Origin of the sequence: Thermopetrobacter sp. TC1 (assembly GCF_000746275.1) — a bacterium.
Classification (GTDB): Bacteria; Pseudomonadota; Alphaproteobacteria; order Rhizobiales; family Aestuariivirgaceae; genus Thermopetrobacter.
In genome coordinates this window covers 152,193-166,171 of the sequence record NZ_JQKX01000020.1, presented here as the reverse complement: position 1 = coordinate 166,171, position 13,979 = coordinate 152,193, and the positions used below count along the sequence as shown (strand labels likewise).

Here is a 13,979-nt window from a genome sequence, read left to right as displayed (position 1 = left end):
TGGTTGAAGCAAAATCTGAAGGTCAAGCGTTTCATGGGCGAAAGCCGCAACGCCATTCTTGTACAACTGTGGGTGGCGGTGATCGCCTGGCTTCTGCTGCGTGAATATCACCGCCTGGTCACGAAAGCAGATACCGCAAGTGGTGCAATGAGGCTCAAGGACATCCGCGTGCTCGTGGCCGCAACCCTTTTTCACCCGCCGCCAAAACCGCCACGCGCCACACCCCACCCCACCACTTCCCTGCCCCTTTTCGAGGAGCTCCTCCCATGCTGAACTTTCCTTGGACACCAGTGGGCTTTTGCCGGTATGACGAGATGGGCATCGTGTCGTTGTGTCTCACCGAACTGTTTGGCGAGGGTGTGTCTTTGGCCGCTATCGCCTTTTTCGCGCATTTGATCTTGCGCAATTCATGAACGAAGAAATGGGGGCAGCATGGTGCGGGATATGCGGACAATCCCTTGAATCGAGGAGGGGAGCGCACCATGAAACGATCGGATGCGGAAAAGGAGGCCCTGGCGGAAGAAGCCTGGCATCGGGCGCTGGATTACGAGCTGGAATTCGGCTGCTGTCCGCAATGCGTGCTCGCCGTGGTTCAGGAGCTGCTGGGCGGGATCTCCGATGAGCTGATCAAGGCATCACATGGCCTCTCCGGCGGTTGCGCCCTGGAAGGGAAGGGGGCCTGCGGTGCGTTATCCGGCGGGCTGATTGCCCTGTCCACCCGTGCCGGGCGCGATCGTGACAAGCTGCATGCCGGCCGCGGCATGGGCAATTTTCAGCTCGGCAAGGAGCTGGCCGAGGCCTTTCAGAAGGAGTTCGGCGGCTTTACCTGCGAGGATCTGCAGAAAGCCTTCACCGGGCGTACCTATGACATGTGGAGACCTGAGGAATACGCCGCTTTTTCCCGTGCGCGCGGCAGCAAATGCGCCGAGGCCACGGCCTGGGTGACGCGCTGGGTGGTGCGCAAGCTTTTGGAGCTGGAAGAGCGCGAAAAGCCCCGCCCCGCCAAAGCCACCACATGATCCGCCCCTGGCGATCAGGCGGCCGGGGCGTAGGGCGTGGACTCATAAAAGACGGCGATGCCAGCGGCATTTTCGCAAAATATCGCTGATCTTTTCGCCCGCAGGAAATAGCCAAAGCTATTTTAAAGGGCGAAAAGTCAGCGAGATGCAGCGAAAATGTCGACCTTAAGGGGCTGGCGCGCCGGATTTTATGAGGACACGCCCTAGACCAAACGAGGAAAAACCACCCTTTTCAGTCGTCGCGATAGACCTTTTCACGGCGCTCGTGGCGCTCCTGCGCCTCGATGGAGAGTGTGGCGATGGGCCGTGCCTCCAGCCGCTTGATGGAAATGGGCTCGCCCGTCTCCTCGCAGTAGCCGTATTCGCCGGTCTCGATGCGTTTCAGCGCGGCGTCGATCTTGGCGAGAAGCTTGCGCTGCCGGTCGCGGGCGCGCAGCTCCAGCGCGCGGTCGGTTTCGGTCGAGGCGCGGTCGGCAATGTCGGTGAGGGTCTCATTGGCATCCTGCAGCTGCTGCAAGGTGCCGCGGGTTTCGCGCAGGATTTCTTCCTTCCAGGCCAGAAGCTTGCGACGGAAATACTCCTTCATCTTCTCGTTCATGAAGGGTTCGTCCTCGCTCGGCCTGTAGTCGTCCTCCAGCTCGATTTCCGAAACCATGAACACCTCCACATGCGTTCATCCGCCTTAAGGGGCCTTCTGCAGAATGCACCGTCTGTATAAGGGGGAGCGAGAAGCTCGACAAGCCTCTTTCCTCTCCCTGCGAAAGCCTCGGGAACCCAATATGGATCCGCACCGATATGAAATTTTTCCCAATCCGGCAAGAGTGAAACGTGATTTGCGCATTTCTGTTCCGTTCTCAGGAAGGCAATGCGTGTGTTCCTGGTCTATAAGCTCCAAGGGATCAAAGGCCGCGCGCCTTTTGAGCCAAATGGGCGGCTTGCCGGGCAGGGCAGGCTTGGGCTATCCAGAGAGTGAGCGACAGGCCCGTTTCACGATCCGGCGGCAATCCCATGCGATTTGCAAGCGGCAAGGAGTATCTGGCCTGGCCGAACAAGGCGGTCACGCTGTTCGGCATGTCCGGTGTCGGCAAGACGACCCTGGGGCGCCTGCTGCGGAAGTCCGAATGGTTTCTCTATTCCGTGGATTATCGCATCGGCACCCGTTACATGAACGAGCACATCGTCGACAGTTTCAAGCGTGAGGCGATGAAGGTGCCGCTGCTCAGGCAGTTGCTGCGCTCCGATTCCATCTATATTTCCTCCAACATCACCTTCGAGAATCTGGAGCCGCTGGCCACCTATCTCGGCAAGCCCGGCAATCCGGCCAAGGGGGGCTTGAGCTTTGAGGAATACCGCCGGCGGCAGGCGCAGCATCGCCATGGCGAGATCCGCGCCCTGCTTGATGTGCCGGAATTCATCGCCAAGGCGCGCGAGATCTATGACTATGATCACTTCCTGTGTGATACCGGAGGGTCGCTGTGTGAGGTGATCGACTTTGCCAATCCTTCCGATCCCGTGGCCATGACGCTCGAAGAGCACACACTGCTGCTTTACATCCGCGAGACCGATGATCATGTGGCCACGCTCATTGAGCGCTTCCGGGAAAATCCCAAGCCCATGTACTATCATCCGCGCTTCCTCGAGGAGGTCTGGGCGGACTTCAAGCGCGAACACGGCATTACGCGCGATGAGGACGTGGATCCGGATGCCTTTGCCGTCTACGGCTTTGAGCGGCTGATCGCGCATCGGCGCCCGCTTTATGAGCGCATCGCGCGCCGCTGGGGCTATACGGTAGACATGGACGCGATTCAGTCCGTGCGCTCGGAGGATGATTTCAACGCACTGGTGGCGGAGGTGATTGACAAACAGCATTAATATTTAATAATATATATAATACATTATAAAAAGAGAGGTACGAAATGGAGAGTCATTATTTTCAATATATATTACTAATTTTTATCTTTCTTTATATTTATTATTTGTTTAATAAAAAACAAGAAAAATCAAATGGAACTTATAACAACAATTATAATGATCATATTAAACAGCAAAATGAGAAGAAGGAAGAAGAAGCTAATAATGTGGTAATACCTTATTATAACTCTCATGAAGTAAATTTGCAGTCAAATCATTTAGATATTGATTGTTTAGGAATTGATCAGAGGAAAGTGTTTATGCTTATGGAGGAGAGTAATGACAACTTATTTGTGACAGGAAAGGCGGGCACTGGTAAATCTTATTTATTGAAATATTTTTTAAAAAATTCTAGAAAAAGATCTATTGTATTGGCTCCAACAGGCGTTTCAGCTATTAATGTAGGGGGGCAAACTATTCATTCTTTTTTTAAAATACCTCCTGATTTTACACTAGATGAAATTGAGCTAAAACCGTATGTAAATAGTAAAACTAAAAAAATAATTCAACATGCTGATTTAATAATAATAGATGAAATATCTATGGTCCGTGCGGACTTATTAAAAGCAGTAGATATTAAGATGAGATACGCCACAGGAATTGATTTGCCATTTGGTGGAAAAAGAATGATATTTTTTGGTGATTTATATCAATTACCACCAGTAGTTCAGGATGGTGAAATATTAAAATATTTAGAAAATAATTTTGGTGGCATATACTTTTTTAATGCAATTAATAAAATAAAAGCAGAATTTAATATAGTGGAATTAAATCATGTATATAGACAGTCTGATCAAATTTTTATAAATATTTTAAATAAAATACGAGAAGGAATTGTAGATGATGAAATATTAAATACTTTAAATAGAAGAGTGAAAAAGCCTGTTAATAAAAATTATATTACTCTGACTGCTAGGAATGCTACAGCCTCAAGGATTAATGATGAAAACTTAATGCAATTGAATGGAAAAGAGTATGTATTTAATGCTAGAATAAATGGAAATTTAGCAAGGGGTTATTTTCCTGCTGAGGAAAAGTTATGTTTAAAAGTCGGAGCGCAAGTAATGATGCTTAATAATGACCCTAATAAAAGGTGGGTTAATGGAACAATAGCGAAAATTCATTCAATATCATATGATCATGATTATATAGTAGTAAATATTAATAATAATTTATATAAAGTATCTAGATATAAATGGCCGCAATATAAATATGAATATGATGAACATATGAATAAAATTAAAAAAATTGAAGTTGCATCATTTGAGCAATTTCCCGTTAAATTGGCTTGGGCTATAACTATTCATAAATCTCAAGGGCAAACTTATGATACTATATATATAGATATGGAAGGGGGGCATTTGTATCGGGGCAAGTTTATGTAGCATTAAGTAGGTGCAGAAGTATAGATGGATTATATTTAGCTAGAGAGATAGGCTATTCTGATATTAAAGTAGATTCTAACATAATTTCTTATTTGAGAAAAAGGAATTTTTAATGTCGGAAGGATGTTTCATGCCCTTCCGGAACAGTTTCGCAGTTTCTTTAACCCCGCCTAAAACACGGACGGCGGGGTAACATACCCCGCCAAAACGTTCCGGAACGGGATAAAATCCCGTTCCGGCAGTTTTCTCTCACAGCTCAGATCAAGCCTGCTCGCAAGTGCAATCGCCCATCAAAACCGCTTCATTCTTGCCTCTGGGCCAGCCATGAAGTGACACGGGCGCATGGCTGTTATCGTGAAAGCCCCCGGAGGCGCTTAGCATCCGGGGGCTGGTGTTGTGGCATGCTGATGTGAAGCCTGTTGAGGGGCTCTTGCGCCCCATCATTCCGCAGGCGTGAGGCTTGAAGCCTTCTCATCTGAAGGCGACTTGCGAAAAGCGCGGGCATTGAGCGCCAGGCCGAGCAGGAGCGTAAGCCCCTGTGCCAGCAGGGTTTCCACGTAAGGATACATCCCGAGGGCGCCGAGGCGGGGCAGGGCGGGCAGGGGCGTTTCGGCCAGCAGGCCATATTCCTGCAATGCGTGCACGCCCTTGCCGGCATAGACGACGGCGAGCGCGAACAGGGCCCAGGCGGTGATCATGAAGAAGTGACGCAGAGGCAGGCGCATGCCCAAAAATCGCACGAGCATGAAGGCTGAAGCCAGAATGAACAGGGCGCTGGCACTGGCCGCCATCAGGGCGATGGGCTGCCAGCCTTCCGCCGCGATGAGGGCCTGAAGAAACAGGGCGGTTTCCGCACCCTCGCGGAAGACGACGAGAAAACCGATGGCAAACAAGCCGAAAAGGCGGCCGCTTTGCATGGCATTTCGGGTTTTCGCCTCAACCTGGTGTTTCCAGTGCATGGCCTTGCGCTGGCCCAGCAGCCAGGACGAGACGAAAAGGAGCACGACAGCGGCGGTGAGCAGGGATACGCCTTCGATCAGCTCGGCCATCTCTTCGGCTTCAGCAGTGAGCATGAGCAGCAGGGCAGCGGTGAGCAGCGAAGCCAAAATGCCGGAAACGGCACCTGCACTCAAAGCCTTGAAGGCACGCACAGGAGCGGCCAGCCCCTTCAGCACCAGCCAGAGCGCGGCGAAGATGAGCACAGCCTCCGCCCCTTCCCGCAGCAGGATGATCAGGGCCTGCACGAAGGAGGACAGACCGGACAGACCGGCCTGGCCCATTCCGGCCTGCTGCGCCGTTTCCGCCGCATAAGCGGGCAGGGAGGCGGCAATGCATGTCAACGTCACAGCTCCCGTTATCATGAAGGAGACAGGAAAGCGGAACGGGCCTTGGGATTTTCGTCTGTTTGGGGACGGCACAGGACACGACACAACGGTGTCATCTTTCGCATCATCCCGGCGAACGCCGGTGTCTCGGGCCACAAACGCATGGGTCAATGGCTTGAGATACCGGCTTTTGCCGGTATGACGATGCGGGTGTCGTGTCGTGGATAAGGATGGTTTTCTGTGGTCGGCCCTGTTTGAAAAAAGGCGGAAAATCCGCGTGTTCAGATGAGGGGAGCGATCCGTGCCGATCATGATGGTCATGCCTCTTCTTGTCTCATGTCAGTGCGTCGCCCCCGGAGGTTCTTCTGCTCATCGCCTGAGTGCGCCCTTGCATGAGCGCATCAGCCTGGCTGGTCTTTCCCTTAATGCAATTGCAAATCATTTGCAATAGCATTTTTGCTGGATGGGCTCACCATGCGCCCTTGAATGGTCATCACTCCGCCTCCGCGCTCTTGGCCAAGCAGCTTATTCAGGGCACGACATGGGGGACCTACGCGAGGGGCCTGGAGCAGGCGTGCGGGATGAACATGCGCCGGATGGGAAATTTTTCGTTGGCAGGCTTAAGAATTGGCTTTGAAGGACAATGGCGCTTTCAAAACGCGAACCGATCTTACATGAAGAGGGGCGGCATGCCGCGGCATGATCACAAGGGGATGTTGTCGTGCTTCTTCCAGGGGGCCTCGACGTGTTTGTTGCGCAGCATGCGCAATGCGCGGATCAGGCGGCGGCGGGTGTTGCGCGGCATGATCACATCATCGATATAGCCCCGTTCGGCGGCAACGAAGGGGTTGGCGAAGCGCTCCTCGTATTCGGCAATGCGGTGGGCGATCTTTTCCGGATCGTCAAGCTCGCGGCGATAGAGGATTTCCACCGCGCCCTTGGCGCCCATGACGGCGATCTCCGCCGTTGGCCAGGCATAGTTGACATCACCGCCGATATGCTTGGACGACATCACGTCATAGGCGCCGCCATAGGCCTTGCGCGTGATCACCGTCACCTTGGGCACGGTGGCCTGGGCAAAGGCGAAGAGCAGCTTGGCGCCGTGTTTGATCAGGCCGCCGTATTCCTGCGCGGTGCCAGGCAGAAAGCCGGGCACGTCCACGAAGGTGAGGATGGGAATGTTGAAGGCATCACAGAAGCGCACAAAACGCGCCGCCTTGCGCGAGGCATCGGCATCCAGCACCCCGGCCAGCACCATGGGCTGATTGGCGACGATACCGACGGTGCGCCCTTCCATGCGGGCGAAACCGATGATGATGTTCTGGGCGAAATCCTTCTGCAGCTCGAAGAAGTCGCCCTCGTCCACCACCTTCTCGATCAGCTCCATCATGTCGTAGGGCTGATTGGGGTTATCGGGAATGAGCGTGTCCAGCGACGGCTCGGAGCGTTCCGGATCATCGAAGGTGGGCACCACCGGCACGCCGGACTGGTTGGATGAGGGCAGGAAATCCATCATGCGCCGGATCTGCAGCAGGGCATCGACATCGTTGTCGAAGGCCCCGTCGGCCACGGAGGAACGGCGGGTGTGCACATCCGCGCCGCCGAGTTCATCGGCGGTAACCTCCTCGTTGGTCACGGTTTTCACCACATCCGGACCGGTGACGAACATGTAGGAGGTATCGCGCACCATGAAGATGAAATCGGTCATGGCCGGGGAATAGACATCACCGCCGGCACAGGGCCCCATGATCACCGAGATCTGGGGAATGACGCCGGACGCGGCGACATTGCGCATGAAGACCTCGCCATAGCCGCCAAGCGCGGCCACGCCTTCCTGAATGCGGGCGCCGCCGGCATCAAACAGGCCGATGACCGGGGCGCGGTTGCGAATGGCGAGATCCATGATCTTGACCATCTTGGCGGCGTGGGTCTCGGAAAGCGAGCCGCCGAAGACAGTGAAATCCTTGGCGAAGACATAAACAAGGCGGCCGTTGATCGTGCCCCAACCGGTCACGACGCCATCGCCGGGCACCTTGCGTTCGGCCATGCCGAAATCAGTGCAGCGATGTTCCACGAACATGTCGTATTCCTCGAAGGAGCCGGCATCGAGCAGAAGCTCCAGCCGTTCGCGCGCGGTGAGCTTGCCGCGGGCATGCTGTGCGGCAATGCGCTTTTCGCCTCCGCCCAGGCGCGCTTCCGCCCGCCGCCTTTGCAGCTCTTCGAGGATGTCCTGCATGGCTTCTTGCTGTTCCCCTTGGCTTTTGAAAGCGAACGATGATGTGTATCAAGACGGCACGCTAGCAGATGCGCCCTGCCCGGCAAAGACAGACGAAGGATGACCCGCTTAAGAATTGGGGCGGTGACGGGCTGATTCACACCCTATGCGACACACATATCGTCAAACCGGCGAAGCCGACTTTTTATGAGTTGAGAGTTTGTTGTTTAACTCATTGATAAACAAATGGAAATCTTTATTGCCGGCCTGGTGCGGCAATCCAGGGCCACAAATGGAGCTTCTTTGGAGGACGATGGCATTTGCCAACAGTTTTTATTTGAGCCGTATGAAAATAAAATGCCGGAACGGGATTTCATCCCGTTCCGGAACGTTTTGGCGGGGTATGTTACCCCGCCCTTCATGCATTAGGCGGGGTTAAAAACCCCCGCCGAAACGTTCCGGAAGGATATACAATATCCTTCCGGCGATAAGCTGTTTCTTAAGCCCATTGGTGAAATCGTTGCGCATAAGTGGCGCAAAAGGCCCCATGTTACCGGTCAGAGTGATACGGCGCTGCCGGCGAGACATTGTGCCCCTGAATCTTCAGAACCGGAACGATGTTACCGGTCAGAGTGATACGGCGCTGCCGGCGAGGGCAGGCAGGCGGGCGGCAGCGAAGAAATCGCGCGCATTCTGACGGCGGCGGGCGGCGGCCTCCATGTCCTCGCCCCATTGCGCGATGTTCCAGTCCTCCTCCACGTTGGCCGCGGCCCAGGCGTGTTCAGGTGTCATGGCACCGGCCAGAACGGCAAGGGCAAGCAGAGCAGAGCGTGTCAGATCCGCCATGGCGGCCACGGCAACGAGCGCATAAGGGTCAAGGCGCTCAAGCCTTTGTTCAAGGGCGGTGAGTGTTTCCGGCGGCTGGGTGACGGGCAGGATGCCGGCGGTGATGCGCAGCGGGCCTGCAAGCGTCTTCTCGGCCCAGGCGAGGACAGGATCCCAGAGTTCCTGCTGGCGCGCGGCCAGTTCGGCCGGATGTTCCGCGCGATAGCAGAGCATGTCATGCGCGGCCAGCTTAAGCAGATGCGCGATCGTCTCGGCCTTCTGCTGCGGCAGGCGGTCAATGGCGGCATTGCACAGGCGGGTGAGCGGCATGGTAAAGGGCCGGATGCGCTCTTCCTGCGCCCGCCATTCCTCGGCCACGGCCTCGGCAAGCGCCTGCGTGGGCAGGGCAAGCGGATGCTTCTGCGGCGTCTTCACCGGCCGCTCATCGAGCAGAATGGCAAAAGGCGGGCCCTTTTCGCTCACCGAAACCGTCTCGTAAAAGCGCTTGGGCATGGGCCGCTCAAAGCGATCGCGCATCAGGCGTTCCATGGCCTCGGCAGACAGGGCAAGCCCCTGTTCATGCCCGGTGCGTGCGGTATCCGGGCACGGGGCATCATCACCCGCGCCTTCGGGGTCAAGAGGAGTGCGCTTGTTCTGTTCATCAGAGATCATGACGGGGCTCTCGACAGGGCTGTGGCAGGCGTCTGCCCGGTCTTGCGCGTTTCAACAATCTGATGGGCAAGATCCGGAACGTGGCTGAAGGTTTCGGCGATGGCGGCCGCCCCGCTCTCTTTCAGGCTCTCGGGCGGATGATAGCCCCAGGCCACGCCCAGCCCGGCAATGCCGGCATTGCGGGCCATGAGCATGTCATGGGTGGTATCACCGATGAGCACGGTGCGCTCAGGCTCCGCGCCGGTTTCCTCAAGCGCGCGCAGCACCATGCCGGGATGCGGCTTGGACGGGGCATCATCCGCCGTCTGCAGGGTGACGAAATACTCGCGCAAGGCAAAGCGCTCCAGCAATACGTCCAGCCCCCGCCGGGCCTTGCCGGTGGCAATGCCAAGCAGGACATCATCGCGCGCGGCCAGGGCCTTAATGGTCTCGCGCGCGCCCGGAAACAGCGGCTCGTGAAAATCCGGTGACGTGCGCAGCGCCAGAAAGGCCTCCTTGTAGGCGCGCGCCAGCTTTTCATGCATCTCAGGTGTTTCCTCGGGCACAAGACGGGCAATGGCCTCCAGAAGCGACAGGCCGATCACCTCCCGCGTGGCCGCATCGCCAGGGTAGGGCACGCCATGGGCGGCAAAGGCCTGCCGCATGGCGGCGGCGATGTTGTGCTGACTGTCCACCAAGGTGCCGTCGCAATCAAACAGGATGAGTTTCATCATATGCCGCTTGCATGCATGCTGTTGTTTCGCCTGCGTTTGTCCGCGATGTCGGCGCCCAGCCCCCGCTTTGTCAAGCTTTAAGGGCCATCATTTTTTCACGGTCGAATTCTGCCGGGCCGTTTCGCGCAAGGTATCGAGCAGGGCTGCGGCGTCATTGGCGCGCGGGCGCCAGAAGCCGCGGGCCAGCGCCTCCTCGAAGCGCTCCACCATATCGCGCAAGGCATGCGGGTTCACTTCCGCAATCCATTCGCGCACCTCTTCGTTGCGCAGCCAGGCATCGAAGGCAAGCTCGAAGTGATGGCTTTTGACCGCCGCAGTGGTGGCGGCGAAGGCGAACATGTAATCGAGGGTGGCGGCAAGCTCGAGGGCGCCCTTGTAGCCATGCCGGCGCATGGCCGCAATCCACTTGGGATTGACCACGCGAGCGCGCATCACGCGCGAGACTTCCTCCTCAAGAGAACGCGTGCGCGGGGCTTCGGGGCGGGAATGATCATTGTGCCAGACGGGCACGGCGCGGCCCTTCAGATGCTTGACAGCCGCGGCCATGCCGCCCTCAAACTGATAATAATCATCGGAATCGAGGATGTCGTGCTCGCGGTTGTCCTGATTGTGGGCCACGGCATCGAGCGCGGAAAGCCGCCGGCGGAAGCTTTCCTCGGCGCGCACGCCTTGTTCCTTGCTGCCATAGGCATAAGCGCCCCAGTTCACATAACTCTCGGCCAGATCAGAGAGATCCTGCCAGAGCTTCTCATCAAACAGGGCCTGCAAACCGGCGCCATAGGCGCCCGGGCGGGCGCCGAAAATGCGATAGCCAGCCATGCGCTCAGCCTGTTCCGCATCGAAGCCGGCAGCGCGCAAACGTTCGCGCTCGGCCTTCATGCGCGCAGCGATGGGGTTGTCCTCTTCCGGTTCGTCATCCAGGGCGCCAACGGCGCGGATGGCGCGGTCAAACAGGGCGATCTGCTCCGGAAAGGCATCACGGAAAAAGCCGGAGATGCGTAACGTGACATCCACGCGTGGACGGCCCAGGCGGGCAAGCGGGATAATGGCAAAGCCGGTCACGCGCCCGGATGCGTGATCCCACACAGGTTCCACACCGATCAGCGCCAGCGCCTGTGCGATGTCATCGCCGCCGGTGCGCATGTTGGCCGTGCCCCAGCAGGACAGCCCGATGGCTTTCGGGAATTCCCCGGTTTCCTGAAAATGGCGCATGAGCATGTTCTCCGCCGAGGCGCGGCCCAGGCGCCAGGCCGCCGGCGTGGGCAGGCCGCGCGGATCGAGCGAATAGAAATTGCGCCCCGTGGGCAGCACGTCCGGACGGCCGCGCGAGGGCGCGCCGGAAGGCCCGGGCGGCACGAAGCGGCCATCAAGGCCTTTTAAGAGATTGCCGATTTCATCCGAAACGCCCTGTTGCAGACGCGGCAGAAGCTCCGTGCTGATCCAGGCGAGCACGGCGCGCGTTTCCGGCAGGGCCGCATGGGCCAGTGCTGCGGGCAGGGCGGTTTCCTTGCCCAGAACATGATGCTCAATGAGCCTCAGCGCGGCCGCTTCCAGCCGTTCCACGGTATCGGCATGCGTGCGCCAGGGGCCTTCGGCGAGGGATTGCAGCGCCTCAGGGCGCGGGCCCTGCCAGGGGGCTGTGGGCTCGCAGGTGAGGGGATCGAAGTTCAGGCCGAGATCCTTCGCCAGTGCCTGGGTGAGCCCGGCGTTGCCCTTGCGGCCGTCCCGACGCGGCAGACGCGCCAGCGCCACGAGGAATTCCGCCAAAGCCCGGCCTTCCACGAGATCGCCGAGGATGTGCAGGCCATTGCGGATCTGCGCCTCCTTCACCTCGCAGAGAAAGGCATCCAGCCGCACCAGCGCCTCCTCTTCATCGGTGCTGTTGTCAACGCCGGCGTCGGCGTCCAGCCCGGAGACATGGGCAAGATCGAGTATGTCGCGGCGCAGGATGTCTAAACGGCGCGAATCGAGGCTTGAGGCCTGCCAGTATTCGTCCATGAGGCGCTCCAGCTCCGCCAGCCGCCCATAGGTTTCGGCGCGGGCAAGGGGCGGCACCAGATGATCGATGATCACCGCTTGCGTGCGGCGCTTGGCCTGGGCGCCCTCGCCGGGATCGTTGACGATGAAGGGATAAAGATGCGGCAGGGGGCCGAACACGGCATCGGGATAACACGAGGGCGAAAGCGCCAGCGCTTTGCCGGGCAGCCATTCCAGATTGCCGTGCTTGCCAACGTGCACGATTGCCTGTGCGCCGAAAACCTCCCGCAGCCAGACATAAAAGGCAATATAGCCATGCGGCGGCACCAGAGCGGGATCATGATAGGTGGCGGCGGGGTCGATGTTGTAGCCGCGGGCGGGCTGAATGGCGAGCGCCACCTTGCCATTCAGGCGCAGCGGCAGGTGAAAGGCGCCGTCATGACAGAAGGGATCGTTTTGCGGCGGGCCCCAACGCTTTAGAACCGAATTCTTAATATCATTGCTCAACTCATTGAAGTAACGCATATAATCATCGACAATTAAAATCGCATCCGATGGAGAGGCTGGCGTTGGCTGTGCGTTGGTCGGCCCCTCTTGCAGCCAGCGTATGAGGGCGGTGCCATCCGAAGGCAGGTGCGGGATGTCGTATCCCGCTTCTTTCAGGGCGCGCAAGATCCGCACGGTGCTCTCCGGTGTGTCCAGCCCAACGCCGTTGGCCATGCGCGAATCGCGGTTGGGATAGTTGGCGAGGATAAGTGCGATGCGCCGAGCCTCGGGCGGTGTGCGCCGCAGGCGGACCCAGCGCGCGGCAAGCGTGGCAACGAAGCGGATGCGCTCCTCGTCCGGTTCGTAACGGATAAGGGCGCACTGGGTGGCCTCATCGAAGGCATTCTGGCGCTTGAAGGAGCAGGCGCGGGTGATGATGCGGCCATCGAGCTCCGGCAGGGCGACGTTCATGGCCAGATCGCGCGGTGCCAGCCCTTGCGGGTTTTCCTGCCAGGCCAGCCGGGTGGAGCCGGAGAGGATCACCTGCAAAACGGGGCAATCGGCGCGGGAGAGTGGATCATCCGCGCCGGCGGAAAAGGCGGTAGTGTTGAGAATGACATCCGGAGCGAGTTCAGCGAGGGCCTCCTGGATGAACAGGCGGGCGCCCTCATCCTTCAGCGAGGTGAGAAAGAGCGGCATGGCACACAGGCCTTCCGCTTCAAGGGCGCTGGCGAGACGCTCCACCGGCGCGGTCAGCCCGCCCTCCAGCAGGGCGCGATAGAAGAGGATCGGCGCCTTTGGCCTGGAATCGCTGCACAGGCCCTGCGGAATGCTTGTGTGCATTCGCCCCTCATGCCAGAGGCCGGCCGAGGGCAGGGGGCAAGGCGCGGGCAGGGCGCGGGCGGCCTGTTCCGCCCCGTTGCGCACGATCGTGATGGCCAGCTCAAGAAAACGCCGGGCATTTTCCACACCCCCTGCGGCCAAAAGCGCCCGCATGGCCTCGCACAAGGGCATGTCCAGGCTGGAGCGGCGCATGAGCGCCTCGTCCACGCCATGGCCGCCGGGCAGCAGGGCAAGGGCGATTCCCTGCGCGCGGGCCAGCGCTTCCAGCTCCTCCACGCCATAGGGCCAGTAGGCCTCGCCGCCGAGAATGCGGGCCACGATCAGCCGTGCATGCCGCGCGGTCCTTTCAAGCCACAGATCCACCGACATGTTGTGCCGCAAAAGCAGCAGGGAGGACAGGCGCAGGGAAGGAACACTCACGCCTGTATCCTGCGCCTGCTTGCGCAAGGCGGCATGCGCGGCAGCCAGTGCGGCCAGTTCCGAATCCGCGGCGGAGATGACGATGATATCGGCCGGATCCTGGGCGAGATCCACCGCTTCCTCGCCGTCGCCGACGATGCCGGATGTGGCAGCGAGCAGATGCATGAGCCCTCAACCTCTCCCGGTCG

Annotated in this window: 10 protein-coding genes and 1 pseudogene; 5 read left to right on the top strand and 6 right to left on the bottom strand. The window is 58.1% G+C overall.

From position 1 onward, the window contains the following. From EK16_RS12630 to EK16_RS02885, 3 genes and pseudogenes are all read left to right on the top strand, one after another. A pseudogene (locus EK16_RS12630) lies at positions 1-273 on the top strand (hypothetical protein); the annotation flags it as partial. Continuing rightward, positions 267-413 carry a hypothetical protein gene (locus tag EK16_RS12140; RefSeq protein ID WP_156098448.1) on the top strand — a complete coding sequence of 49 codons (147 nt, stop codon included), beginning with the start codon at positions 267-269 and terminating at the stop codon, positions 411-413. The pseudogene EK16_RS12630 and the gene EK16_RS12140, both read left to right, overlap by 7 nt. 69 nt (positions 414-482) lie before the next feature. Then, positions 483-1,019 (top strand): C-GCAxxG-C-C family protein, encoded by a 537-nt coding sequence (locus EK16_RS02885; RefSeq protein ID WP_051928827.1) that lies wholly within the window; start codon positions 483-485, stop codon positions 1,017-1,019. Positions 1,020-1,251: 232 nt separating this feature from the next. Here EK16_RS02885 and dksA read toward each other — a convergent pair whose 3' ends face one another. Further along, on the bottom strand, positions 1,252-1,674 hold the full coding sequence (dksA, locus tag EK16_RS02880) for an RNA polymerase-binding protein DksA (protein WP_038034591.1): 423 nt from the start codon (positions 1,672-1,674) through the stop codon (positions 1,252-1,254). A 353-nt stretch (positions 1,675-2,027) separates the two neighbouring features. Between dksA and EK16_RS02875 the strand changes: the two genes are divergently transcribed. Both EK16_RS02875 and EK16_RS11825 read left to right on the top strand, forming a co-directional pair. Further along, on the top strand, positions 2,028-2,891 hold the full coding sequence (locus EK16_RS02875) for a DEAD/DEAH box helicase family protein (protein WP_038034489.1): 864 nt from the start codon (positions 2,028-2,030) through the stop codon (positions 2,889-2,891). A 44-nt stretch (positions 2,892-2,935) separates the two neighbouring features. Beyond that, positions 2,936-4,315, top strand: a complete 1,380-nt coding sequence (locus EK16_RS11825; RefSeq protein WP_081910193.1) for an ATP-dependent DNA helicase — start codon at positions 2,936-2,938, stop codon at positions 4,313-4,315. A gap of 440 nt (positions 4,316-4,755) precedes the next feature. Here EK16_RS11825 and EK16_RS02870 read toward each other — a convergent pair whose 3' ends face one another. The 5 genes from EK16_RS02870 to cobN form a co-directional block, all read right to left on the bottom strand. Beyond that, on the bottom strand, positions 4,756-5,655 hold the full coding sequence (locus EK16_RS02870; RefSeq protein WP_051928826.1) for an FTR1 family iron permease: 900 nt from the start codon (positions 5,653-5,655) through the stop codon (positions 4,756-4,758). A gap of 688 nt (positions 5,656-6,343) precedes the next feature. After that, positions 6,344-7,876: an acyl-CoA carboxylase subunit beta gene (locus EK16_RS02865; protein ID WP_038034488.1), complete on the bottom strand. Its 1,533-nt coding sequence runs from the start codon at positions 7,874-7,876 to the stop codon at positions 6,344-6,346. 606 nt (positions 7,877-8,482) lie between these two features. Next, positions 8,483-9,352, bottom strand: coding sequence for an ATP12 family chaperone protein (locus EK16_RS02855; RefSeq protein WP_051928825.1), 870 nt, complete (start codon positions 9,350-9,352; stop codon positions 8,483-8,485). Continuing rightward, complete coding sequence (locus tag EK16_RS02850) at positions 9,349-10,065, bottom strand: HAD-IA family hydrolase (protein WP_038034486.1); 717 nt, start codon at positions 10,063-10,065, stop codon at positions 9,349-9,351. The genes EK16_RS02855 and EK16_RS02850 overlap by 4 nt, the downstream gene beginning before the upstream one ends. Before the next feature lie 87 nt (positions 10,066-10,152). After that, complete coding sequence (gene cobN / locus EK16_RS02845) at positions 10,153-13,956, bottom strand: cobaltochelatase subunit CobN (protein ID WP_038034484.1); 3,804 nt, start codon at positions 13,954-13,956, stop codon at positions 10,153-10,155. Positions 13,957-13,979: the final 23 nt, after the last annotated feature.